General features: G+C 65.8%; 26 protein-coding genes. 11 read left to right on the forward strand and 15 right to left on the reverse strand.

Translation table 11 applies throughout. The annotated features are described in order from the left end of the window. Positions 1 to 4: 4 nt before the first annotated feature. Genes N4S67_RS04890 through N4S67_RS04905 form a run of 4 tightly spaced genes read left to right on the forward strand, consistent with a single transcriptional unit; the run spans position 5 to position 2,367 of the window. Positions 5 to 706, forward strand: a complete 702-nt coding sequence (locus N4S67_RS04890) for an SRPBCC family protein (protein ID WP_260991771.1) — start codon at positions 5 to 7, stop codon at positions 704 to 706. After that, positions 703 to 1,578 (forward strand): FAD binding domain-containing protein, encoded by an 876-nt coding sequence (locus N4S67_RS04895; protein ID WP_260991772.1) that lies wholly within the window; start codon positions 703 to 705, stop codon positions 1,576 to 1,578. Before N4S67_RS04890 ends, N4S67_RS04895 begins: the two co-directional genes overlap by 4 nt. After that, positions 1,571 to 2,041, forward strand: a complete 471-nt coding sequence (locus N4S67_RS04900) for a (2Fe-2S)-binding protein (protein WP_260991773.1) — start codon at positions 1,571 to 1,573, stop codon at positions 2,039 to 2,041. The genes N4S67_RS04895 and N4S67_RS04900 overlap by 8 nt, the downstream gene beginning before the upstream one ends. Before the next feature lie 11 nt (positions 2,042 to 2,052). Continuing rightward, positions 2,053 to 2,367 carry a DUF732 domain-containing protein gene (locus N4S67_RS04905; protein WP_260991774.1) on the forward strand — a complete coding sequence of 105 codons (315 nt, stop codon included), beginning with the start codon at positions 2,053 to 2,055 and terminating at the stop codon, positions 2,365 to 2,367. Between the two features lie 13 nt (positions 2,368 to 2,380). On the opposite strand, the gene N4S67_RS04910 is transcribed toward N4S67_RS04905, so the two are convergent. From N4S67_RS04910 to N4S67_RS04920, 3 genes are all read right to left on the reverse strand, one after another. Continuing rightward, a complete protein-coding gene (locus N4S67_RS04910) occupies positions 2,381 to 3,841 on the reverse strand; it encodes an HNH endonuclease signature motif containing protein (protein WP_260991775.1) in 1,461 nt (486 codons plus the stop codon). A gap of 82 nt (positions 3,842 to 3,923) precedes the next feature. Beyond that, positions 3,924 to 4,760 carry an SDR family oxidoreductase gene (locus N4S67_RS04915; protein ID WP_260991776.1) on the reverse strand — a complete coding sequence of 279 codons (837 nt, stop codon included), beginning with the start codon at positions 4,758 to 4,760 and terminating at the stop codon, positions 3,924 to 3,926. Between the two features lie 44 nt (positions 4,761 to 4,804). After that, positions 4,805 to 5,701, reverse strand: coding sequence for an enoyl-CoA hydratase (locus N4S67_RS04920; RefSeq protein ID WP_260991777.1), 897 nt, complete (start codon positions 5,699 to 5,701; stop codon positions 4,805 to 4,807). Positions 5,702 to 6,025: 324 nt separating this feature from the next. Here N4S67_RS04920 and N4S67_RS04925 point away from each other — a divergent pair, with 324 nt between their 5' ends. From N4S67_RS04925 to N4S67_RS04940, 4 genes are all read left to right on the forward strand, one after another. After that, on the forward strand, positions 6,026 to 6,373 hold the full coding sequence (locus tag N4S67_RS04925) for an intersectin-EH binding protein Ibp1 (RefSeq protein WP_260991778.1): 348 nt from the start codon (positions 6,026 to 6,028) through the stop codon (positions 6,371 to 6,373). A 101-nt stretch (positions 6,374 to 6,474) separates the two neighbouring features. Beyond that, positions 6,475 to 6,831: a hypothetical protein gene (locus N4S67_RS04930; RefSeq protein ID WP_260991779.1), complete on the forward strand. Its 357-nt coding sequence runs from the start codon at positions 6,475 to 6,477 to the stop codon at positions 6,829 to 6,831. A gap of 50 nt (positions 6,832 to 6,881) precedes the next feature. Beyond that, positions 6,882 to 7,046 (forward strand): hypothetical protein, encoded by a 165-nt coding sequence (locus N4S67_RS04935; protein WP_260991780.1) that lies wholly within the window; start codon positions 6,882 to 6,884, stop codon positions 7,044 to 7,046. Then, entirely contained in the window at positions 7,047 to 8,501 is a 1,455-nt protein-coding gene (locus N4S67_RS04940; RefSeq protein WP_260991781.1) for an alpha,alpha-trehalose-phosphate synthase (UDP-forming), read from the forward strand. On the opposite strand, the gene N4S67_RS04945 is transcribed toward N4S67_RS04940, so the two are convergent. From N4S67_RS04945 to N4S67_RS05000, 12 genes are all read right to left on the reverse strand, one after another. After that, positions 8,498 to 8,992 (reverse strand): mammalian cell entry protein, encoded by a 495-nt coding sequence (locus tag N4S67_RS04945; protein WP_260992060.1) that lies wholly within the window; start codon positions 8,990 to 8,992, stop codon positions 8,498 to 8,500. The two genes, N4S67_RS04940 and N4S67_RS04945, sit on opposite strands and share 4 nt — an antisense overlap. Positions 8,993 to 9,000: 8 nt before the next feature. Continuing rightward, positions 9,001 to 9,687, reverse strand: a complete 687-nt coding sequence (locus N4S67_RS04950) for a mammalian cell entry protein (RefSeq protein WP_260991782.1) — start codon at positions 9,685 to 9,687, stop codon at positions 9,001 to 9,003. A 68-nt stretch (positions 9,688 to 9,755) separates the two neighbouring features. After that, complete coding sequence (locus N4S67_RS04955) at positions 9,756 to 11,489, reverse strand: MCE family protein (RefSeq protein ID WP_260991783.1); 1,734 nt, start codon at positions 11,487 to 11,489, stop codon at positions 9,756 to 9,758. Next, a complete protein-coding gene (locus tag N4S67_RS04960; RefSeq protein ID WP_260992061.1) occupies positions 11,489 to 12,649 on the reverse strand; it encodes an MCE family protein in 1,161 nt (386 codons plus the stop codon). Before N4S67_RS04960 ends, N4S67_RS04955 begins: the two co-directional genes overlap by 1 nt. Further along, positions 12,649 to 14,088: an MCE family protein gene (locus tag N4S67_RS04965; RefSeq protein ID WP_260991784.1), complete on the reverse strand. Its 1,440-nt coding sequence runs from the start codon at positions 14,086 to 14,088 to the stop codon at positions 12,649 to 12,651. The genes N4S67_RS04960 and N4S67_RS04965 overlap by 1 nt, the downstream gene beginning before the upstream one ends. Next, complete coding sequence (locus N4S67_RS04970; protein WP_260991785.1) at positions 14,085 to 15,143, reverse strand: virulence factor Mce family protein; 1,059 nt, start codon at positions 15,141 to 15,143, stop codon at positions 14,085 to 14,087. Before N4S67_RS04970 ends, N4S67_RS04965 begins: the two co-directional genes overlap by 4 nt. After that, complete coding sequence (locus N4S67_RS04975; protein WP_260991786.1) at positions 15,136 to 16,173, reverse strand: MCE family protein; 1,038 nt, start codon at positions 16,171 to 16,173, stop codon at positions 15,136 to 15,138. Before N4S67_RS04975 ends, N4S67_RS04970 begins: the two co-directional genes overlap by 8 nt. After that, complete coding sequence (locus N4S67_RS04980; protein ID WP_260991787.1) at positions 16,174 to 17,373, reverse strand: MCE family protein; 1,200 nt, start codon at positions 17,371 to 17,373, stop codon at positions 16,174 to 16,176. Positions 17,374 to 17,379: 6 nt separating this feature from the next. Further along, positions 17,380 to 18,222, reverse strand: coding sequence for an MlaE family ABC transporter permease (locus tag N4S67_RS04985; RefSeq protein WP_260991788.1), 843 nt, complete (start codon positions 18,220 to 18,222; stop codon positions 17,380 to 17,382). Further along, the gene (locus N4S67_RS04990; RefSeq protein ID WP_260991789.1) at positions 18,219 to 18,980 is read right to left on the reverse strand and encodes an MlaE family ABC transporter permease; all 762 of its coding nucleotides are present in this window, start codon (positions 18,978 to 18,980) and stop codon (positions 18,219 to 18,221) included. Before N4S67_RS04990 ends, N4S67_RS04985 begins: the two co-directional genes overlap by 4 nt. A 270-nt stretch (positions 18,981 to 19,250) precedes the next feature. Then, positions 19,251 to 20,162: a 3-oxoacyl-ACP reductase gene (locus tag N4S67_RS04995; RefSeq protein ID WP_260991790.1), complete on the reverse strand. Its 912-nt coding sequence runs from the start codon at positions 20,160 to 20,162 to the stop codon at positions 19,251 to 19,253. Between the two features lie 13 nt (positions 20,163 to 20,175). Continuing rightward, positions 20,176 to 20,367 (reverse strand): ferredoxin, encoded by a 192-nt coding sequence (locus N4S67_RS05000; RefSeq protein WP_260991791.1) that lies wholly within the window; start codon positions 20,365 to 20,367, stop codon positions 20,176 to 20,178. Between the two features lie 140 nt (positions 20,368 to 20,507). Between N4S67_RS05000 and N4S67_RS05005 the strand changes: the two genes are divergently transcribed. From N4S67_RS05005 to fadD17, 3 genes are read left to right on the forward strand one after another with little or no spacing between them, the layout of a single operon-like run. After that, positions 20,508 to 21,686 (forward strand): acyl-CoA dehydrogenase family protein, encoded by a 1,179-nt coding sequence (locus tag N4S67_RS05005; RefSeq protein WP_260991792.1) that lies wholly within the window; start codon positions 20,508 to 20,510, stop codon positions 21,684 to 21,686. 7 nt (positions 21,687 to 21,693) lie between these two features. Continuing rightward, positions 21,694 to 22,800, forward strand: a complete 1,107-nt coding sequence (locus N4S67_RS05010) for an acyl-CoA dehydrogenase family protein (RefSeq protein ID WP_260991793.1) — start codon at positions 21,694 to 21,696, stop codon at positions 22,798 to 22,800. A gap of 3 nt (positions 22,801 to 22,803) precedes the next feature. After that, on the forward strand, positions 22,804 to 24,306 hold the full coding sequence (fadD17, locus tag N4S67_RS05015) for a long-chain-fatty-acid--CoA ligase FadD17 (RefSeq protein WP_260991794.1): 1,503 nt from the start codon (positions 22,804 to 22,806) through the stop codon (positions 24,304 to 24,306). The last annotated feature ends 18 nt before the right edge of the window (positions 24,307 to 24,324 follow it).

The raw sequence follows: 24,324 nt of genomic DNA on the forward strand, positions 1-24,324 counted from the left end.
ACAAGTGGAACTGAACAACGAATTCCGGGTCGCGGTGCCTGCGGCGAAGGCGTGGGAGGTGCTCACCGACGTCGAACGGGTCGCGCCGTGCATTCCGGGTGCCCAACTGCTTTCGGTGAGCGGTGACGACTTCACCGGCGCCGTGAAGGTCAAAGTCGGGCCGATCACGGTGTCGTATCAGGGCGAGGCGTCGTTCCAGGAGAAGGACAAGGCCGCCCAGCGGGTCGTGATCAAAGCCAACGGCAAGGAGACGCGTGGCAACGGCAACGCGGCGGCCCTGGTGACCGCGCAGTTGAAGGACGAAGGCGGCGACGCCACCAGCGTGGTCATCACCACCGACCTGACGATCTCGGGCAAAGCGGCACAGTTCGGCCGCGGTGTGCTGGCCGACGTGTCGTCCAATCTGATCGGCCAGTTCGCACGCAACCTGGAAGCGGACCTGCTGGGCGGCGCCGCACCGGCGGCATCGTTGAACGGCGCTGCCACAGCACAACCCGCGGCGGCCGGCGGCTCCGGCGATTCGGTGGATCTGCTGAAGGTGGTCGCGGCGCCGATGGCGAAGCGGGCCGCGCCCGCGGTCGCAGCGCTGGCGGCCGGTGCGGCGATCGGGTTCCTGATGGGCCGGCGCCGTAAGAAGACCCCGGCGCAGGCGGCCGCAGTGAAGACCGACGAGTTGATCGCAGCGCTCTCGCGGCTGCTCTCATGAAAGCCGCGCCCTTCGCCTACCACCGCCCGGAGGCCGTGAAGGAGGCGGTGGACCTGCTCGCCGAGTTCGGTGATGACGGGAAGCTCCTTGCGGGAGGGCAGAGTCTGGTGCCGATGCTCGCCATGCGGTTGACGCATTTCGACAACCTGGTCGACATCTCGCGGATCGAGGAACTCGTCGGCATCGACCGTCGGGACGACGCGGTGGTCATCGGGGCGGCGACCCCAGACGTCTTCGTCGAACTCGACGACGAGGTGGCGGAATCAGTGCCGCTGCTGACCAGGGCGACGCCGTACATCGGTCATTTCCAGATCCGCACGCGCGGGACGCTGGGCGGGTCGATCGCTCATGCCGATCCGGCTGCTGAGTATGCCGCCGTTGCGCTCGCACTCGACGCGGAGATGGAGGCGGTGTCGCCGCGGGGGTCCCGCAACGTGGCGGCCAAGGACTTTTTCACCGGCTTATGGGAGAACTCGCTGGCGTCCGACGAGATCCTCACGGCGGTGCGGTTCCCGGTGTGGAGCGGCCGCAGCGGTTTCGCGATCGAGGAGTTCGCGCGCAGGCATGGTGATTTCGCGATCGCGGGTGCGGTCGTCGCGGTGGAGCTCGACGACGACGACCGCGTGAAGCGCTGCGGCATCGGACTTTTGGGCCTTGGATCTACTCCGCTGCGCGGCTGGACGGCTGAACAGGCCATCGCCGAAAGATCTGCAAGTGAGGTCGAGGCAGACGAGCTCGGCCGAATGGTGGTCGACGCACTCGACGACATCCCGGCCGACCTGCAGGGGTCGGCCGCCTATCGAGCCAAGGTGGGCGCCACGATGGTGGCGCGCGCCTGGACTTCGGCGATCGCGGAGGCAAGCAATGCATGAGTTGCCGGTGCAGGTGTCCGTCAATGGACAGCCGACCGAAGGGACGGTGGAGCCGAGGCTGACGCTGGCGGACTACCTCCGCGAGCGGTGCGGACTGACGGGCACACATCTCGGCTGCGAGCACGGCGCCTGCGGCGCGTGCACGGTGCTGGTCGACGGGCAGGCGGTGCGCGCGTGCCTGATGTTCGCCGTCCAGGCGGACGGCACAGAGGTCACGACTGTGGAGGGCATCGCGGCACCCGACGGCGAGTTGTCGCCGGTGCAGGCGGCGATGCGGGAGTGTCACGGACTGCAGTGCGGCTTCTGCACACCGGGTTTCGTGGTGTCGATCACCGCGCTGCTGCGGGACAACCCGAAGCCCAGTGACCAGGAGATCCGCGAGGGCCTGTCCGGCAACTTCTGCCGCTGCACGGGTTATCAGGGCATCGTCAATGCCGTGCATCGCGCCGCGGAGATGACGTAAGGTCCGCCTCTATGAGGAGGCGGCGGGCGATGCTGACGGCCGTGGTGGCTGTCGGCCTGTCGATGGGCCTGGCGACGCCCGCGTCGGCGGACGAGGCGCTCGATCAAGCCTTCCTGACAGCAGTGCGCGATCGGGGTGTGCCGATCAAGTCGAACGCCAAGGCGCTCGACTTGGCGCATGCGACGTGCGATCTGCTCAACGGCGGTGGCTCGGTCGACGAGGCTTTGAGTAACGTCAAATCCGCGACGAAGTGGTCTGACGACGACGCGGTGAATTTCGCGGGCCTGGCTGCATACGCGTACTGCCCGGACAAGTTGCCACAATAAGTGCGCGGCCCACTCAGAAGGGCGGAGGTTGGTTGCGTTCGGCGACGTGGGCGTCGTTGAGTTCGCGTTCGGCGTCGATGCGGGCGGCGCGGTCGTGGGCGCGGGTTGTGGTGCGGCGCGGCATCATCAGGCCGCGGCTGGGCCTTGCGTCGCGGATGTCGGTCGCAGCGACGGGCGCGGTGGGGCGGCACAAGCTCGGGAACAGCAGGCGGCTGCCGGGATGGGTGATGTAGGTCTGCCCACTCGGCGAGATCCATTCGACGGTGCCATCGGGTGACTGCTGGTCGCGCCAACCCCAGAACGTTTTCAGTAGGTGGTGTTTTCGGCACAGACATTTGAGGTTCGCCGCTTGGGTCGGGCCGTGCGGATACGGGATCGTGTGGTCGATGTCGCAGACATGAGCCGCGACGTCGCAGCCCGGGAAGCGGCAGGTCAGATCCCGCGCCCGGACAAACCACGCCAACACCGCGGTCGGAATGTAGCGCTGCTGCGGCGGAGCGGCGCCGGGATGAACCATCGGCTGCACCTTCACCGCCGCGCCAGCCACCGCCGCAGCGACCACCGGCGCAGGCAGCAGCCCGCCACCCAGGATCACCGCCGGCGCAGCCTGCGTGGTGGCCGGCGCGGGCTGGTGTTCCCCGTCGAGCACCGCTGCGGCCTCCTCGGACAGTGCCTTCTCCTCGGCGATGACATGCACGACCACGGTGCTCGGCGTGGCTGCGGCGGCCTCACAGTCCGGCGCCCCACAGCCGCACGCCAACCGGTCAGCACCATGGGCCAGAGCCGCGATCGCATCGGCGCGACGCTGATCACCAGTGCGCGGATCAGCCGCACACACCGTGGCGGCCAACGCCTCCAGGCGCTGATCGAGTGCCTCGCCATCCTGGGCGAACAAGCTGCCCGACAACGAGCACGTCCCGCTGCCATCACGCGCCACCACGATGTCCACACACCGATCCCGCCCACGCTCCTGCACCCGGCGCAACGCCGCAAGATCGAAGCGATCCACCCAGTAATCAATCGCGGTCTCGGTCCTGGCCACCGACCACGACCCCCACCCCGCCACCGCGGCGGCCAACTCGGCATCGACCTTCGCCAACGCGCCCGGATCCTTGATCAGACCGGTGCGGAACACGATCGTGTTGACCAACCGCAACGACACCAAGCCCGCGGCGAACACCTCACCAATCCGGGGCAGCCGCTCACGCAACGTGATCGCCACCAACAACTGATGCGACGCCACCCCCAGCGACACGTTCTGCGCCGCACCGATCTCAGCGCACACCGCATCCCAGTTGTCCACACACCATTGCTCACGCTCAGCGGACCCGTCAGCGGCATAGGCCGCCTCCAACACCTGAGCCGACGCCCACAACCGCCGCGCCGCCGCGGCGTTCTCCACCCGCGCCCACGCCCCCACCCCAGCAGCAGGACCACCCGCCCCACGCGCTGCCGCAACCAACTTATCGACCATGCTTCGACCGTATGTTCGAAGGCCGACTAACGCACTCGCTAGGAAATCGCCCTGTGGATGAATTCGCGTTTGGGGATAACCGCTAGCTGGACACCACTCCGCGCAAGCCGTCTGCGCCGAACAGCGGTTCGAGCATCGACGAGTAGTCGGGACCCCGTCGTACCAGCACTCCGCCGTCGACGTTGATCACCTGACCGGTGATGTAGCTCGACGCATCGCTGAGCAAGAAGACCGACGCATTCGCGATGTCCTCGACCTCGCCGGGCCGCGGCAGCGGTGTGCACGCCGCGTAGTCGGCCTTGAGCGCCTCTGAGTCCAGAACGGGGGCAACCAGTTCGGTGCGGATCAGGCCCGGTCGAATGCAATTGACCCGCACCCACGACGGACCCAGTTCGTCGGCGGCCAATTGCATCAGGTGGTCGATGCCCGCCTTGGAGACTCCGTAGGCGCCGAACCACCGATGCGTGTTGCTCGCGGCGATCGACGAGATACCGATGAATGACCCGCCTCCGCCGCGCACCATCTCCCGCGCCGCGTGCTTCAGCACGTACATCGTGCCGTTGATGTTCAGGTCGACCGTGCGTCGCCACGCCTCGGAGTCGATCTGCGTGATCGGGCCGATCGTCTCGCTGCCGCCCGCGCAGTGAACCACGCCGTACAACCGACCCGTCCACGCCGTCGCGGCCTCGACGACCCGCGCGACCTCGTCCTCGTTGGTCACGTCCGCGGGCTCGTAGAGGACCTCCCCGGAACCGCCCGAGGCCTTGATCTCTTCGGCCGCCGCAGAAAGCTTGTCGGCGTTGCGGCCGACGAGCATCGCCTTGCCGCCGGCAGCGACGACGGCCGCGGCCACCCCCTTGCCTATTCCGCTGCCACCACCGGTGACCAATACCGTTCGATCCGTCAATGACAGCTGCACCGCGACCCCTTCGTCGGATAACTAGAACAGGTTCTAGTTATACGTCACGGCTCGTTGCGGCGTGCGGGCTTGGGCGCACCCAGCGTGCGCCAGTCCGGCACGTCGGGCGGCAGGCCTACCGGATACCTGTTCTCGTTCGCGGCGGCCCAGTGCGCGTGCCCGAGTTCGTGGATGTGGAACGCGTGCCGAAGCGCCTCGGTGAAGCCCATCGCGTCCGCGGCCGCGTTCACCGAGTCTTTGACCAACAAGGCAGCCATCGTCGGCCGCTCGGCAATGCGCCGCGCGAACTCGACTGTCTTGTCTTCGAGTTCGTCGCGCGCGAACACCTTCGACACCATGCCCAACCGATACGCCTCGTCGGCGTCGATCGAATCCCCGGTCAGCAGAAGCTCTTTGGCCTTGCGCGCCCCGAATTCCCATGGATGAGCGTAGTACTCCACACCGGGCATGCCCATCCTGACGGCGACGACGTCGCTGAACTTCGCATCGTCGGCGGCAACGATCAGGTCGCACGCCCAGATCAGCATCAAACCCGCCGAAATGGCGTTGCCCTGCACCGACGCGATGGTGATCTTCCTCAGGTCACGCCAGCGGCGGGTGTTCTCGAAGAAGTAGTGCCACTCCTGCAGATACGTCCGCTCCGCAACACCGGCGGCCGTCGCCCCGTGCGATCGGAAGGTGGGGTGCTGATCCGGACCGGGCTTGCGCTCCAACAGCGCCGCCTCCGAGCCGAGATCGTGTCCTGCGGAGAAGTTCTTGCCGCGGCCGGCCAGAATCACAACCCGCACGGTGTCGTCGGCCTCTGCGCGACCGAAGGCCTCGTCCAATTGCACCAACAGTGTTCGCGACTGGGCATTCTGCGCATCGGGCCGATTCAGCCAGATGCGCGCGATCCGCCCATCGTCCAGCGTCTCGTACGTCACCTGTTCAGGGCCAGTCACGGTGGACCACCTCGCTTACCTTGTTCGACTGCTAGCACATTACGGTGTCACGCGAATTTGTCACGCAGTGGGATCACAGCAACTTTGCAGCACCTTCACAGCAGAGATGACCGATCGCCTTCCCTCGCCTATTAGTCTGACTCCGACTAGTATTGGTCCGATATCGTGCGGCGTTGACAAGCGAGCCGCATCATTCAGCAAACACCTGCCTGCCTGAGTTCGTGCCGAACAGCCCCTCGCCGTTCTCGACCGTTCCCGGCAATCCCGAGGTTTCGACACCGAAGAAGTTCCACGCAATTCCGCTATCTCTCTTAGACTCTGGGAATGGCGACTTCCTTCTCGTTTCGACGTCTGCTTCTGATCGGTGGGTTTGCCGTGGCGGCTGCCGCCGCACCAGCTCTCGCGGTTCATGCGATGCCGACACCCGGCGCTGCCGTGGCCCAATGCTCGAGTGGTGAAGAACAGGACGAATTCACCACCACGTGTACGCCATACCTGGTGCCCCGGTCGGGTTCGCTGTTCTCCACAACTGCGGCCAACCCCGATGTTCCGGAAATTCAGGGCATCCCGTGCATCGGACACAATGCGGGCGCCTGCCTCGGGCTCGCCGAAAACGAGGCTGACGCGGGGCCGCAGCCGATCCCTCAATCGACCATCAGCTCGAGCCCATAGAGGCCCCGCATACAGGGAACTGTTAGAAGCTGTGCAGAAACCGCCCAGCTTCCTTAGAATCCATGCCGACGACACGGTCAATAACTACAGAAAGCGTGACGATGGCGACTTCTAAGGTCCCTGCACAACGACTCCTCATTGCCGGAAGCTTTGCGCTCGCCGTCGCCGCGGCTCCGGCGATCGCGGTCTTCGCGGCACCGACGCCTGACATCGCGCCCGTCGCGCAGTGCGCCAACGCCGGCGAAGAGCCCGATCAGTTCACCAATGCCTGCGTTCCGCACACCGTTCCGCACTCCGGTTCCGTCTTCACAACCCAGCCCGGCAACCCCCAGGTGCCCGAAGTCTTGGGCATCCCGTGCATCGGACACAACTCGGGCAAGTGCATCGGCCTGGCAGAAGAGCAGCAGGCGATGACGGTGACGCCTCCCCCGGCTCCGGTCTTCGGCCACAGCCCGTAGGCAGAAAGGCCGCTGAACTGGGCGCCAGCGTTGTCGCCTAGAGTTGTCCTATGCCTGCGAAACCAGATCCCGCCGACATCGGCGACGTCGAACCGCTAGCCGACAGCACCGCACGCCAGGCTCGGCGCGTCGTCGCCGCTTACGCGACCGACGCCGACGAATGCCGGGTCTTCCTCTCGATGCTCGGCATTGGACCGTCGAAGCTCGAGGTCTAAGTGCCTGAAGGGGGCGGTCGCGGCGGCTCCGGAGACTCCGAGTTCGTCGTGGTGGCCAATCGGCTGCCGATCGACATGGAAAAGCTGCCCGACGGCCGCACCACGTGGAAGCGCAGTCCAGGCGGTCTGGTCACCGCCCTGGAGCCGCTGCTGCGCCGCAGGCGCGGGGCGTGGATCGGTTGGCCGGGGATCCCTGACGCCGGCGAGGAGCCGATCGAGCAGGACGACATGTACCTGTGTCCGGTCACTCTCTCGGCCAACGACATCGCGGCGTACTACGAAGGTTTCTCGAACGCGACGCTATGGCCGCTGTACCACGACCTGATCGTGAAACCGATCTACCACCGCGAATGGTGGGACACCTACGTCGACGTCAATCGGCGGTTCGCCGAGGCCACCGCGCGCGCGGCCGGCAAAGGCGCGACCGTCTGGGTGCAGGACTACCAGCTGCAGCTCGTGCCGAAGATGCTTCGCATGCTGCGTCCCGATCTCACCATCGGTTTCTTCCTGCACATCCCGTTCCCTCCGGTCGAACTGTTCATGCAGATGCCGTGGCGGACCGAGATCATCGAGGGTCTACTCGGCGCCGATTTGGTGGGCTTCCACCTGCCTGGCGGGGCGCAGAACTTCCTATATCTGGCGCGACGTCTGGTGGGCGCCAACACCTCTCGCGCGACGATCGGTGTGCGGTCCCGCTTCGGGGAGGTCGACGTCGGTTTTCGGACCGTCAAGGTCGGCGCGTTCCCGATCTCGATCGATTCGACAACTCTCGATCAGCAGGCGCGCACCCGAGCGGTGCGGCAGCGGGCGCGTGAGATTCGCAACGAGCTCGGCAACCCGCGCAAGATCCTGCTCGGTGTGGACCGGCTGGACTACACCAAGGGCATTGACGTTCGCCTGGAAGCGTTTTCGGAGCTCCTCGACGAACAGCGCGCCAACCGTGACGACACGGTGCTGGTGCAGCTTGCCACTCCGAGCCGGGAACGCGTCGAGAGCTACAAGGTGATGCGCGAGGACATCGAGCGCCAAGTCGGCCACATCAACGGCGAACACAGCGAGGTCGGGCATCCGATCGTGCACTACCTGCACCGGCCCGTTCCCCGTGAGGAATTGGTGGCGTTCTTCGTGGCCGCCGACGTCATGCTGGTCACCCCACTGCGCGACGGCATGAATCTGGTGGCCAAGGAGTATGTGGCCTGCCGCAGCGATCTCGGCGGGGCCCTCGTGCTCAGCGAATTCACCGGCGCCGCAGCCGAACTCCGTCAGGCATATCTGACCAACCCGCACCACCTCGAGGGCGTCAAGGATGCCATCGAGGCCGCGCTGAATCAGACGCCAGAAGAAGGCCGACGCCGGATGCGGGCGTTGCGTAGGCAGGTCCTCGCACACGATGTCGACCGCTGGGCGCGCGCGTTCCTGGACGCGCTCGCGTCCACCGAGTCAGCGCGCGCCTAGATCGGCGTGATGTAACTGATCAGCCACTTGCCGTCGACCTTCTGATAGTCGACGCGCAACCGGCTGCCGTCGTACACCGGCTCCTTGGACTTGTCGGTGACCGTGCGGTTCAGGAAGACCAAGACCGACGCCGAAACCCGCTGCGCGTCAAGCACTCCGACACCGACCACGTTGGCCTGGCTGACCAACTGGCGCTCGCGGGCCTGCGGGATGATGTCTTTCTCTGCGCGGTCGTCGAACTCGACCCTGTATTGCGGCGTCAACATCGACGACGCGTCGATGAGACTGCGCTCGACAGTCTTGTAGTCGTAGGTGAAGACCTTCGGGATCTGTTCCTCGGCAAGTGAACCGACCTGAGCGCGCGTTTCCTGCGCGGCCCGCAGTTCGAACTTGTTCCAGAAGGTCCAGCCGCCGATGGCGGCGAACGCCACCAGACCGACCGACAACAGTATGGTCAGCAACGCCATGAATCCGTCGCGTCCCGGGCGCATCCGGCGCATCAGTTACCGCCATCCGGATACTTGATGTCGTAGCTGGTCATGTGACCGTTGTCGTCCTCGTGGACGATGATCCGCAGGCGGTACGGCTGCGACGGCTTGTTGTTACCGTCCAGATCGGTGACGGTCACCCGCACCGCTACCAGCACGGACGCATTGTTGGCGACCTCGTCGATCTTCTCCAGCGCTGCACCGTTGATGACCGCCTCCGCGCTGGCGTTCGTGTCGCGGAACAGCAGCTTGAGATTCTCGACGTTGTTGCCCTGACTCATCATGTCGCGCAGCGGCCCGCTGGTGCCTTCGACGAAGCGGTCGACGTTCTGGTCGATGGTCTCCTGCGTATAGCTGAACATGTTGGTCACCGTCTGTGACGCGGTGTCGACAAACCGCTGTTCGCGCGCGTCTTCGGCCTCAACCTCGTGCCGTTGGTCCGCCAGGACTTTGGCCGTGGTCGCGACGAACGCGCAGGTGAGGAGTGTGACGAGCAGCGCGATCGTCGCGACCAGTCGCCGATTGGCCGGGCGACGCGGTGGCGCGCCGACGGTCGGCCGTTTGACCGTCACGGGCGCTTGGCGCTCGACGCGTACCTCTGTACCGGCCGGGACGGCCGGCGAGCCGGCTGCCGGTCCAGCCGCCCTCGAGGCGCGGCGCCGCGACGGCTTCTCCGTCGAGGCGGTGTTGTCTGTCATCAGTCCTGCCTTGGTACTCAAAATCGGGTCAGCCCGCTTTCACGGACGGCTTCCGACGATAGTTCGTCTCAGGCCTGCCGCGGCGACAGCATGAGATCGACCCAGTTCTCTGCGGGCAGCAACTCGTCGGTGCCCGCGGCGAACACCCCGGTTCCGCCGGCCGGATCGACGAACTTGCCGCCCTGGTCGTACGTCGCGAACTGACCACCGGCCATCGGCGCTTCCGCAGGCAGCGGCGGCCCGACGGCGGGTGGCGCGCCCGGAGGCGGCGGGGCCGGTGGAAGCGGCGCCCCTGGCGGCGGCGGGGGCGCGGGCCTGCCGTACGGCGGCACCACATGATCAGGCGGAGAGAAGAACGGCCACGCGGGCGGCAGCGTCGGCCGCACTTCGTTCGGTGGAACCGGCAACGGGTAGGGCGCATGCGGCGCAGGCCCCTGTCCCGGCGGGATGCCCGGCGGCAGCTGCACAACCGGCGGCCCCGGATCCGGGTCCACCTGCGGAGGAATGTAGGGGAACTTGTTGGGCGGCAGGATGTTGCGCCCGTCCTCGTAAGTGTCGTCCTCGAGAACGTCCATCGGCGTGCCGACCGGCACCGGGGGTCCCCGCCACGGGTTGTTGCCGATCGGCACGTACCCGCGCGGATCACGGCACAGGGCGACCGTGGGTGCCCGCTTGCCGGGGAATTCCTGACATGGGTAGTTACGGGCGCCGCGCACCACCGACGGGTCGTTCTGCGGCACCTTGCAGTACAGGTCGGTCGGCAGCTCGCGCAGCGTCTCGTCGGCGGGCGACCGGATCTCGGTCGCCGGGATGAAGCCGGTCGAACACGGTGGCGGGTCCTGCAGGTGGATCTTGAAGTCCAGCTTGCCGCCCTCGTCGACGGGCACTCCACCACCGACGGTGAGCAGCGCCGACATCAGCGCCGGGAACACCACCAGCGCGTGCTCGATCGACTTGCTGTAGATCACGCCGATGCGGCCGAAATTCGCCAGGTTCGCGGCCAGCACCGGGAAGGACGGTCGGATGCCCGCGAACAGTTCGTTCGCCTCTTCCGTCGCGCCCGGGACGGTGCGCAGCGTGGTGCGCAGCTGCGGGTCGGCGTTGGCCAGCTCGGTGGTGAACCGCGCCAACCCTTCGGACAGCGAACGGATGTCGTCGCCGCTGCGGATCTGCGCGTCGAGGAAGGGTCCGGCCTGGTCGATCAACTGCGCCACTTGGCCGTAGTTGGCGTTGGCCTCGTCGACGAGCATCCGTGAGGCCTGAATCAGCCGCGCCAGTTCCGGCCCGGATCCATTGAAGGCTTTGAATGTCTCGCGTAGCAGGTCCTGCAGCCGGCTGTTGCCGATACTGGCGACCAGATCTTCGGACTCCCGCAGCAGGCCGGCGACGTCCTGGCCGATCGCGGTGTGCTCCAGGTCGATGTTCGACCCGTCGCGCAACTCGGAGCGTGACGGCTCACCGGGTGGCACCAGGTCGATGTACTGCTCACCCACCGCAGAGACGCTCTTGACCGTCGCGGTGACATTCTCCGGTATCGACGCGCCGTTGTTGAGCCGCATGTGCGCGACCACGCTGTCGTCGGTCAGTCCGACAGTCTCCACTCGGCCGACGGTCACACCGCGGTACGTGACGTTGGCGTTCTCGTAAAGCCCGCCACCGGCAACGAAATTCGCGGTCACGTTGTACGCCCCGATTCCCACGGCGGCAGGCAACTGCAGGTAGAAGATCGATATTGCGCCGACGGTCAGGACCGTGACGATTGCGAAGATCGCCAGCTGCAGGCGAGTCAGACGGTCCAGCATTACGGCCCCGTCCCATGTTGGGTGGCGGTCCCGGGCGGAATCGCGAACGGATCGGCGGCCTGCCCCGACAGGTTTGCCATGGCGCCGGTGAGGAATTCCGGCGGGTTGATGATTTCGGGCATGCGCTTCATGTTCGGGTCAAGGCCCCACGACGTTGTGAAGATCGACTCGCCGACTCGGCGCAGCGTCAGGTCGAACGTGACGTAGACGTTCAGGTAGTCGCCTCGCACGGCTTGCTTCAGATAGTCGTAGTGGAACGGGAACGTGGGCAACAGCTCTAGGTCTTTGATGAAGGTGTCCGCGTTGTCGTTGAGCGCCTTCACCACTGGGAACAGGTCCTTGAAGTCGGCGGTGAAGTCGTCCTTGGTCTGCTGCAGGATCCGCGAGGCGATCGTGGCGAAACTCCGCAGCGCACCGAAGGCGTCGACGATGTTGGTGCGGTTCTCGTTGAGCACCTCGAGCGCCGCGGGAAGGGTGTCCAGCGTGCGGCCGAGGCTGTCCTTGCTCTGCGCGAGGATGCTGGCGAACCGGTTCAGCCCCTCAGCCGCGGCGATGATGTCGCCTGTCTGCCGGTCCAGGGAACCGGTCAACTCGGCGAGGCGCGGTATCAGGTCGACGAAGGTGCCCTGCCGACCGGCGATGGCGTTGAAGGTCTCATCCGTGATGTCCTGCAGCGCACCGAGATTGCCCTTGTTCACCACAACACCGAGCGAGGACAGCACTTCCTCGGTGGTCGGGTAACGCCCGGTGCGCTCCAACGGAATGTTGGAGCCATCCTTCAGCTTGCCGTCGACAGGCCCCTCGGCCGGCTCGGTCAACTCGATGTGCTGCGACCCGAGCAGCGAGGTCTGCGCCACCTTGGCCGTCGCGTTGGCGGGCAGCTCGACGTTTCCGTCGAGCGACAGCTGCACCGCTGCGTAGAACGTCCCGTCGGAGCGCTGCACGGCCTCGATGCCCGAGACGCTGCCGACGGTCACGTCGTCGACCATCACCGGCGAATTCTGTGGCAGCGTGGCCACATCGGGCAGTTCGACCGTGATCTTGTACGAACCGGAGCCATGCCCAGACGTCCCTGGCATGTTCAGCGAGTTCAGTCCGCCGAATTGACAGCCCGCCAGCAGCACGGAGCCCGCTGAGATTGCCAATACCTTGCGCAGCATCATCCACCTGCCTCGGCGGGAAGTGGCGCGACGGGAGCGCCTTCGATCGGCGCGGGCGAACCACCCTCGGCGGGAACAGGTCCTGCCGCGGGTGCGGCCTCCGGTCCCCCGGAGTGCGACGACGAGGGCGGTGCGCCCGGTGCGGCACCCGGCGTCGGCGGCAACATGAACGAGCTGAGATCCGTGTCCGCCGATATCACCGGCGGCGTGACCCCGGGCGCAGGCTGCCACTGCAGGTACGGCACCGGCGTCTCGGCCTTCGCCTCCGTCGCGGGGGTGTCGTACTGAATCTGTCCCTTGTACGCCGTGATGCTGTTGATCGGATGGAACAGCAGGGGCGGGAAGTTCATCGTGATGCGCTTGAGCACGGGACCCATTCGCTGGCGGCAGATTTCAGCACGCTTGTAGTTGTCCGTGGTAGCGGCGGCCTCAAAAGTGCCCCCGCAGATGAACTGTATCGGGTTGGCCAAGTTGGGCAGGGTCAACAGACCGCCGACCGTGCCCTGTGCGGGGTTGTAGATGTTGTAGAAGTTCGACAGGCCGTTGGGTGTGATGTGCAGGATCTGCTCGATATCCTCGCTGCGCTCGGTGAGCAGGCTGGTGAAGTCGGTCAGCCTGTTGACCTGACCGATCAACGCCTCGTTGCTCTCGCCCAGGAATCCCTTCACGTCGGTGAGCGCCTGGTTGAGCGTGCCCAGCGTGTTGTCGAGATCCGCCGAGCTGTCGGCCAGTACCTGCGACACCGAGGCGACGTGGTTGGAGAACTGCACAATCTGTTCGTTGCTGTTCGACAGCGCGTTGACGAGCACCTGCAGGTTGCGAATGGTGCCGAACAGGTCGCCACTCGAGTCGCCCAGCCGCCCCGCGGTCTGCGACAGCTCACGCAGCGCCTGCCGGAACGAATCGCCGTTGCCGTCGAAGGTGTCGGCCGCCTGGTTGACGAAGTTGCTCAACGGCCCCTGCATGGAGCCGGGCTGCGGACCTAGCTGCTCGCTCAGCTGGGTGAGTTGTTCTTTGACCTCGTCCCACTCGACGGGCACCGCAGTGCGGTCGAGCCCGATCTCGGCGCCGTCGCTCATCGCGTCACCGCCGGTGTAGGCGGGTGTCAGCTGAATAAACCTGGCGGCCACCAGGTTCGGTGCAATGACGAGCGCTTGCGCATCGGCGGGCACCCGGACGCCGTCCTTGACCGTCATCGTGATTTTCACGTCGCTGGCCCTGGGTTCGATCGAGTCGATCTCACCCACCGGAACACCGACGACGCGAACTTCGTCGCCGGGATAGAGCCCGACTGCCGAGGTGAAGTATCCGACGATCTTGTGACCGCCGCGCGACGGCCAGATCAGGTACACGCCGACGGCCAGCGTGACCACCAGCAGGACGGCCAGCGCCACCCGCAGCCAGCGACTGCGGGTCGGGGACTGAGCTGCATTCGTCATGGCGACTTCGGCCTAATAATCATGCGCTCGGAGATGAACCCGCGCAGATAATCGGCCAGGCTGTCGGGCAGCTTGCCGGGCTGGAAATACGTATCGAGCAGCACCTCGCCGAGCGGAGCAGGCGGGAGGCCGTACAGGTTGATCTGGAAGCCGGGACCGGAGCCGACCACCTCGCCAAGAGCTGTCGCATATGGCGGCAGCCGCTTCAGCGCCTCACTGATGTGCTCGCGGCGCTCCAGCAGGTTGTCCATCACCAGGTTCAGCTTTTCCAACGCGGGCTTGAACTCGCGCCGGTTGTCGGCCACGAAGCCCGAAAGCTGCTCGGAGACATCGTCGATGCCCGCGATCAGGTTGCTGAGCGCCTGGCGCCGCTCGTCGAGCGCGCCGAACAGCAGGTTGCCGTCGACGATCAGCTGGTTCACCTGACCGGCACGCTGGGCGAGGGTGTCCGACACCCGTTTGGCATGTGTGAGCAGTTGATCGAGCGCCGCGTCACGCTTGTTGAGGCTGCGCGACAAGTTGGCGACACCGTCGAGCGCTCCGCGCAACTGCGGGGTCGCGTCGCGCAGCGAGTCGGTGAGCGTTGTCAGCGCCTGCTCGAACCGCGGCTTGTCCAGCTCACTGGCGTTCTGCCCGAGATCCTGCAGCGCGGTGTTAAGGGTGTAGGGAGTCGTGGTGCGGCCCACAGGAATCACCGTGGACTCGCCACCGCCGCCGGGGGTGACCGCCAGCGACTTCTCTCCGAGCACGGTGTCGGTCTTGATCGCGACCAGCGTCTGGTCGCCCACGGCGATACCGCGGTCGACGGTGAACAGGACCTTGGCTTTGTCACCGGCCAGTTCGACGCCGGTCACCTCGCCGACGGTGATGCCGGATACGTTCACGTCGTTGCCGGGCGAAATGCCGCCGGCATCAGTGAAATACGCCTCGTACGGCTTGCCCTGTGGCCAGAACGGCAAGCTGGTGTAGCCGAAGGACACCAGGACCAGGCAGACCACCAGCGTGATGCCGAAGATTCCGGTGCGCAGCGGATTGGATTCGTCGGGTCTACTCATCGAGCGGTGCACACCTCCCCTTCGACGGATCGGGCGGTCCACCGAGCGGGATCAGAATGTCGCTGCCCGCAGGACCATTGATCTTCAACCGCGTCGAGCAGTAGAAGATGTTGAAGAACGAACCGTACGCGCCGAGCGCATTGAGACGCAGGTAGTTCTCGGCCAGTGGCTCGATGACCTTATTGACGTCGCCCTTGCGTTCGTCGAGGCGCTGGGCCAGCGGGCGGACATTCTCGATCACGCCCTGCACCGGTCGGCGCGACTCCCGCAGCATTTCGGTCAGGTCGTTCGACGCCGACGCCAGCGGGGGGATGGCGCCCGCGATCGGGTCGCGGCCCTGGGCCAGGCCGGTGATCAGCTTCTGCAGTTGATCGACGCTGGCGTTGAACTCCGCGCCCTTCTCGTCGACAGTGCCCAACACCGTGTTCAGGTTGTTGATGACGTCGCCGATGAGTTGATCTCTGGCAGCGAGGTTCTGGGTGAAGGCGCTGGTCGTGGACAGCAGATTCGACAAGGCGCCGCCCTGGCCCTGCAGCAGTTCGATGACTGCGTTGCTGACCTGGTTGACCTTCTCGCCGTCGAGACCCTTGAGCACCGGCTTCAACCCGCCAAGTAGCGCGTCCAAATCGAGGGCCGGCTGGGTGTTCTCCTTCGGAATCGTGCTGCCCTCAGGGAGTTTGCGTAGCTCGCCGGGCCCCGACGTGATCTCCAGATAGCGGTCACCGACCAGGTTCTCGTAGCGCACGACCATACGGGTCGAGGTGTACAGCTGGTAGCGCTTGTCGACGTCGAACGAGACGTCGACGGTGTTGTCGTCGTTCAGCTTGACCTCGTTGACCGCGCCGACGGGCACTCCCGAGATGCGCACATCTTGTCCGGCCTTCAGCCGGGACGCGTCGGTGAACGTGGCGTGGTACCCGCCCTCGGAGGCGAACCGGAATTCGCCGAACACGACGATCAGCAGCGCGGCGACCAACAACATCGCCACCGTGAAGACGGACACGCTGAGAAGGGTGTGATCCCTTTTCATCTAGAAATCGTCCCTTTCCGCGAAGGCCCCATTGAACAGCCACTGCAGCGTCGACGGTGCGTCGAATTGCAGTTCGGTGTTCGGCTGGAACGGCACGTAGGCATTGTCGGTGACGAGGAACGGTGACCGATACCAGGATCCGCCGAACTGCTTGCTTGGCATGTGCGGCAGGCCGCGGCAGTTCGGGCCGCCCGACGCGTTGACGATCGGCAGACTCTCCGGATACGTGTACGCCGGCGAACCGGGAAGGAAGTTCGATGAGGTGAACAGGCCGGGCCGGGTGCCGCCGATGACCGGGGCGAAGGTGTCGATGGCCTCCGCCACACCCTGCAGCGTGCAACCGATCATCGGTGAGTAATCGGCCGCGACCTTCAACGGCGCGCGCAACCGCTGAATGGCGGCGATGAAGTCGTCCTCGGCCGGCGCCAGGGTGGCCGTGCCGTTGTTGGCCAATCCCGTTGCGGCCAGCAAGGTCGCGTTCAGGTTGTCCTGTTCGTCGACGATGGTGTTGGCGATGGTCGGTGCGTTGTCGAGGATGCGGGCGATGTCGGGGCCCGCGTCGCCGTAGATGTTGGCCACCACGGCGGTCCGACGCAGGTCTTCCTGCAAGGTCGGCAGCTTCGGATTCAGTTGCTGCAGGTAGTAATTCAAACCCGACAGCATCGCGCCGAGGTCGTCACCGTTGCCTCGGAGGCCCTCGCCCAGTGCGCTCAGCGTCGCGTTCAGGTTGATCGGGTCGATTTTGTTCAGCACGTCGGTCAACGTCTGGAACAGCGTGTTGACTTCGAGCTGAACCGAATCCGCCTTCACCGCGGCGCCCGGCTCCAACTGTCCCATCGGCTGCTCCGGTGGAATGAACTCCACTGCCTTGGCGCCGAACACCGTCGTGCTGGCGATGCGTACCGGCGCATTCGCCGGGATGTAGCGCATCTCGTTGCTGTCGATCGCAAGAGTCAGCCTGGCCTCTTCGCCGGCGTACTCGATGGACCGGACTTCCCCGATCTGGATGCCGCGGTACTTGACCTTGGCGTCGCGTTCCATCACCAGGCCCGCCCGCTTCGACATCACCGTCACCGTGTCAGTCGAGGTGAAGGCGGCGGTATAGAACAGGTAGGTGAGGACGGTCGCCGCCACGAGGAGCACCGCCAGGATCGCCGCGGCAATCCTGACGTGGCTGCGCTTCGCGTCCAGGTCTGACATCGCCGCCTACCCGGAGAGGTTGAAGTTGCCGGACGCGCCGTAAACGGCGAGTGAGATGAACAGGGTGATGGTCACGACGACGATCAGCGATGTGCGCACTGCCTGACCGACCGCGATGCCGACGCCCACGGGACCGCCGGATGCGTTGTAGCCGTAGTAGGTGTGCACCAGCATCACAGCGACCGCCATCACGATGGCCTGCAGGAACGACCACAGCAGGTCCGTCGGCACCAAGAACGTGTTGAAGTAGTGGTCGTAGAGGCCCGCGGACTGTTTATTGATGTACACGGTCGTGAACCGGGCGGCGAAGAATGCGGCGAGCACCGACAGCGAGTACAGGGGAATGATCGCGATCAGTCCGGCGATGAGGCGGGTGGACACCAGATACGAGACCGAGTGCACTGCCATCGCTTCGACGGCGTCGATCTCCTCGGCCACCCGCATGGCGCCCAGCTGTGCGGTGGTGCCCGCGCCGATGGTGGCCGCCAAGGCGATACCGGCAATCACGGGTGCGACGATGCGGACGTTGAGGAACGCGGACAAGAAGCCGGTCAGCGCCTCGATGCCGATGTTGCCCAGCGAAGAGTAGCCCTGCACGGCGATGACGCCGCCGGAAGCCAGCGTCAGGAACGCCGCGACGCCGACGGTGCCGCCGATCATCACCAGCGCCCCGGTGCCCATCGTCATCTCGGCGATGTTGCGGATCGTCTCTTTGCGGTAACGCATGAAGGCGTTGGGGACGTAGCGGATCGACTCGCCGTAGAAGAGCGCCTGCTCCCCTACGGTGTCGACGGCTCGCGGCACGCCGCGGAAGAAGCGGCGGAAGCGGACGGTGAGGTCGTAACTCATTCGAGCACCCGCACACCGACCGCGGTCATGATCACGTTGATCACGAACAGACAGATGAAGGCGTAGACCACGGTCTCGTTGACCGCTATGCCGACGCCTTTGGGGCCGCCCTGCACGGTCAGGCCGCGGTAGCAACCCACCAGGCCGGCGACGACGCCGAACAGCAAAGCCTTGATCTCCGCAAGCACGAGCTCACCGAGGCCGGTCAGCACCGTCAGTCCGTTGATGAACGCGCCGGGATTGACGCCCTGCAGGAACACGGAGAACACGTAGCCGCCCGCCAGGCCGATGAGGCACACCAGACCGTTGAGCAGAAGCGCGACGACGGTCGAGGCGAGCACGCGAGGCACCACCAGCCGCTGGATCGGGTCGATGCCCAGCACCCGCATCGCGTCGATCTCCTCGCGGATGGTGCGCGCCCCGAGGTCGGCGCAGATCGCAGTGGCACCGGCGCCTGCCACCACCAACACCGTCACCACCGGGCCCAGCTGGGTGATGGTGCCGAACGCGGTACCGGCACCTGATAGGTCGGCAGCGCCGATCTCGCGCAGCAGGATGTTGAGCGTGAACGCGACGAGCACCGTGAACGGAATGGCGACCAGCAGCGTCGGGATGAGCGAGACCTTCGCGATCATCCATGTCTGCTCGAGGAACTCTCGGAATTGGAACGGACGACGAGGCAGCTTCGCGAAGGTGTCCAAGGACATCTCGAAGAACCCGCCTACGGCCCTAGCCGGCGCCGCAAGCTGTTCCTTCAACCTCGACTCCGTTCTCGGGCGTCGGAGCGTTCGGCGCGTGCACCGTGGCGAAGAGATGAAACTCGTTGCCGCGGCAGGCTTCCCACCCCTTGTCTAAGCGTTGCTCTTAGTGAGCCGGATCATACTAACTAGAACACGTTCGCAGTGTCAAAGAACAACAAAACTGGTCGAAATTGTAACTTTTGTGCTGGTCAACGCAGGTGTGACGCAAGTCATTCTAGAACATGTTCTAGTCGATTGCAGGCGTTCCCACCGAGACTGTCAGTCTTGCTACGCCATGAGTCCAGTCGCTGAGAAACACTTCTCGAATTCCCGTCCAGCAAAGTACTGGCGAAGCGTTTCGGACAACTCTGATGGGTCCCAGGCTTCGGATTCCGCACTGAATTGCGCCTCCGCCGTCGGCGCCGCAACCAAGGTCACCGTTGGACCGTAGACGATGAACAGCTGTCCGTTGACCCCTTCCGAGGCCGGCGAGGCAAGAAAGCGCACCAGGTTCACGACATGCTCGGGCGACAGCGGGTCGATCTGCCCGTCCGTCAGCTCCGGGGCATCGCCGAACACGTCGGCCGTCATCGCGGTGCGGGCGCGGGGAGCGATCGCATTGGCCCGCACACCGTACTTCTCCAGCGCACGCGCCATTGATAGCGTCAACGCGGTGATGCCGGCTTTGGCCGCGCCGTAGTTCGCCTGGCCGACCGGCCCGACGAGGCCTGCCTCCGACGAGGTGTTGATGACGCGACCGTAGACCTTGCCGTCGTTCTCCTTGGCTTTCGCACGCCAGTACGTCGCGGCATTGCGGGTGAGCAGAAAGTGCCCACGCAGGTGAACGGCGATGACCGCATCCCAGTCCTCGTCGGCCATGTTGAAGAGCATGCGGTCGCGGGTGATGCCCGCATTGTTGACGACGATGCTCAGACCGCCGAGGCCGTCGGCCGTCTCGACCATCTCGTCGGCCGTCGCCCGCTCGCTGACGTCGCCGGCGACCGCCACACCTTTGGCACCGGCGGCCGCGATCTCATCGAGCACATCGGACTTGTCGAGCGCGGTCGCGATGTCGTTCACAACGACTGTCGCGCCCGATCGGGCGAGTCCGATGGCCTCTGCACGGCCCAGTCCCGCGGCCGCGCCGGTCACCACGGCGACCCGTCCGGACAGATCGTTCGCTTCTGCTGTCGAGCTCAATTTATGAATACCTCTAGTCTTTGCGGATCAGGGCGGCCCGGGGGCACTCGGCGATCGATTGCTCCGCCACGTCCTCCTGGTCGTCGGGCACCGGGTCGGCCTTGACGACGGCGTAATCCTCGTCATCGAGATCGAACAGGTCCGGGGCTATTCCCACGCACACCGCGTTACCTTCGCAGCGGTCGCGGTCCACTTCCACTCGCATCACAACCTCCTCGTGGTTCGGCCCCTGAGGACCACTGCGTCAGGCACCGGCCTGGACCCTAAGACTAGAACGTGTTACAACCGGGGGTGAATCAGGGTCTGCGGACGGATTCCTCCATACGAGCAAGTTAGGACACAGCCATGCGCATCGGCTACACCCCGGAGCAGGAGGAATTGCGGCGGGAGCTGCGTTCGTATTTCGCCAAGCTCATGACCCCTGAGCGTGCCGAGGCGCTGTCGGCCAGCGACGGCGAGATGGGCCGCGGCAACGTCTATCGCGAGACCGTCGCACAGATGGGTAAGGACGGCTGGCTGACCCTGTCGTGGCCGAAGGAATTCGGCGGCCAGGAACGCCCGCCGATGGACGGGCTGATCTTCAACGACGAAGCCTCGATCGCCAACGTGCCTGTGCCGTTCCTGACCATCAACAGCGTGGCGCCGACGATCATGGCCTTCGGCACCGACGAGCAGAAGAGGTTCTTCCTGCCCAAGATCGCGGCGGGCGAACTGCATTTCTCGATCGGCTACTCCGAACCGGGCGCCGGCACGGACCTCGCCGCGTTGCGCACTACCGCGGTGCGCGACGGCGACGACTACGTGATCAACGGCCAGAAGATGTGGACGAGTTTGATCGCCTACGCCGACTACGTCTGGCTGGCGGTGCGCACCAACCCCGAAGCGAAGAAGCACCGTGGTATCTCGATGCTGATCGTGCCGACCACCGCGGAGGGCTTCTCGTGGACGCCGGTGCACACGATGGCGGGCGTCGACACCAGTGCCACCTACTACCAGGACGTGCGGGTGCCGACGTCCGCCCTGGTGGGCGAGGAGAACGCCGGCTGGAAGTTGGTCACCAACCAGCTCAACCACGAACGCGTCGCCCTCGTGTCGGCCCAGCCGATCTTCTCTGCCCTCGACGGCGTCCGCGAGTGGGCGCAGAACACCAAAGACGCGCACGGCCGCCGGCTGATCGATTCCGAGTGGGTCCAGCTCAACCTCGCGCGCGTGCATGCCAAGGCCGAAGTGCTCAAGCTGATCAACTGGGAACTCGCCTCGAGCGACGCGGCCCCCTCCCCCGCCGACGCCTCGGCGGCCAAGGTCTACGGCACCGAGCTGGCCACCGAGGCGTACCGCCTGCTGATGGAGGTGCTCGGCACGTCGGCCACACTCCGGTCGGACTCGCCGGGGGCCCTGCTGCGCGGCCGCGTCGAGCGGATGCACCGCTCCTGCCTGATCCTGACCTTCGGCGGCGGCACCAACGAGATTCAGCGCGACATCATCGGGATGGTCGCACTCGGCCTGCCCCGAGTGAACCGTTAGGACGGACATGGATTTCAAGACGACAGAAGCCTCTGAAGACCTGGGCGGGTTGGTCCGCACGATCGTGGACTCGGTCGTGACGCCCGAGCGGCAGCGTGAACTCGACGGCCTCGAGCAGCGTTTCGATCAGACCCTGTGGTCGAAGCTCAAGGATGCCGACATCCTGTCCACCACCGCACCGGAGTTCTTGGGTGGCGGCGGCTTCGGCGCGCTCGAGCAGGTCGCGGTGCTGGTCGCGCTCGGCAGGCAGATGGCCGCGGTTCCCTACCTCGAGTCGGCAGTGCTGGCTGCCGGCGCACTGGCGAAATTCGGGTCGGGTGCGCTCCAGCAGGAGTGGGCGATACCCGCCGTCAACGGCGAGACGATCCTCACCGTCGCCCTGGACGGCGAGATGGGCGAGGGCCCGGTGCGGGCTCAGTCCTCCGGGGATGGCTTCCGACTGACCGGCACCCGCACGCAGGTAGCATATGGTCCGATCGCGCAAGCATTCCTGGTTCCGGCTGAAACCGACTCCGGCATCAGAGTTTTCGTTGTGGCGGCCGCTGATTCCGGCGTCACGGTCAGCTCGTTGAGCACCACCGGGCACGGCAGCATCGGGCATCTCGAACTGCAGGGCGTCGAGTTGGGCGCCGATCGCATCGTCGGCGGGGACCAGGGTGACGCCGTCGCGGCGTGGCTCACAACCCGTGGCACGTTGGGGCGCAGTGCATTCCAGCTCGGCGTACTTGAGCGTGCGTTGGAACTCACCGCGGAGTACGCCCGCGAGCGTGAGCAGTTCGACCGGCCGATCGGCAGCTTCCAGGCGGTGTCGTCGCGGCTCGCCGATGGCTACATCGACGTCAAGGCTCTGCGGCTCACGGTGACACAGGCGGCGTGGCGGCTCTCGGAGGATCTTTCGGCCGACGTCGACGTCAACACGGCGGCCTTCTGGGCCGCAGACGCGGGGCATCGCGTCGCGCACACCGCCGTTCACGTGCACGGCGGTGTCGGGATCGACACGGACCATCCCGTGCACCGGTACTTTCTGGCCGCCAAGCAGCTCGAGTTCGCGGTCGGCGGCGCCACCGGTCAGTTGCTGCGCATCGGCCGCGACCTGGCCGATACCCCGGCCTGATCCGTGACCGGCCTGCCGACCGTCGCGGGCCTGTTGACGCCGTTGATCGACGTCGACGATCGCGGAGTCTATTTCGAGGACACATTCGTATCGTGGCGCGAGCACCTGGCGCACGGAGCTGCGATCGCTGCCGCGCTTCGGGCGCGCCTCGATCCCGACCGTCCGCCGCATGTGGGCGTGTTGTTGCAGAACACGCCGTCCTTCTCGGCGGTGCTCGTCGCCGCGGGGCTGACGGAGATTGTGGTGGTGGGGCTGAATCCGGTGCGGCGCGGGGCGGCGTTGCAGCGCGACGTCATCCATGCGGATTGCCAGGTCGTGCTGACTGATTCGGCATCTGCGCAGGCGCTGGGCGACCTCGAGCACATCAACGTCGACTCGGCTACATGGGCCGACGAGGTCGCCGCTCACGCCGACGTGCCGGTGGTGGCGCGCCAGGCTGATCCTGCCGATCTGTTCATGCTGATCTACACCTCCGGAACCAGCGGTGATCCCAAGGCCGTCAAATGCAGCCAGGGCAAAGTGGCGATCGCGGGGGTCACCATGACGCAGCGGTTCTCCCTTGGACGCGATGACGTCTGCTATGTCTCGATGCCGCTGTTCCATTCCAACGCCGTCCTTGTCGGCTGGGCGGTGGCGCTCGCGTCGCGGGGCTCACTTGCGTTGCGGCGCAAGTTCTCCGCGTCTCAGTTCCTGCCCGATGTGCGCCGCTACGGCGCGACGTATGCGAACTACGTCGGCAAACCGCTGTCGTATGTGCTCGCTACCCCGGAGCGACCGGACGACGCCGATAACCCCTTGCGAGCGGGGTACGGAAACGAAGGGGCGCCAGCCGATGTCGAGAGGTTCGCCCGCCGATTCGACGCTGTGGTGATGGACGGGTTCGGATCGACAGAGGGCGGTGTCGCGATCGCCCGCACCCCTGACACGCCACCTGGCGCGCTGGGCCCGCTGCCGGAGGGGACCGAGATCGTCGACGTGGAGACCGGGGAGCCGTGTCCACCTGGGGTGACCGGTGAACTCGTCTCCACGAACGCGGGCCGATTCGAAGGTTATTACAACGATCCGGATGCCGACGCCGAGCGCATGCGCGACGGGGTGTACCACAGCGGTGACCTGGCCTACCGCGACGAGAACGGCTACGCCTACTTCGCGGGACGCCTCGGGGACTGGATGCGGGTCGACGGCGAGAATCTGGGCTCCGCGCCGATCGAGCGCGTGCTGCTGCGGCACCCCGACGTGGTCGAGGTCGCGGTGTACGGGATACCGGCTCCCGATGTCGGCGATCAGGTGATGGCAGCGCTGACACTGACCGAAGGCGCGTCGTTCGATCCGAGCACATTTCGCGAATTCCTGGCTGCACAAACCGATCTCGGCCGGAAGCAGTGGCCGTCATTCGTCAGGATCAGCACGGCGTTGCCACGCACCGAGACGTTCAAGGTGATCAAGCGCCACCTCCAGGCAGAAGGTGTCGACTGCGCGGATCCGGTGTATCCGATCGAGCGCTAGGGCGACTTGCCGTCGACT

Source organism: Mycobacterium deserti, from assembly GCF_025345615.1.
Classification (GTDB): Bacteria; Actinomycetota; Actinomycetes; order Mycobacteriales; family Mycobacteriaceae; genus Mycobacterium; species Mycobacterium deserti.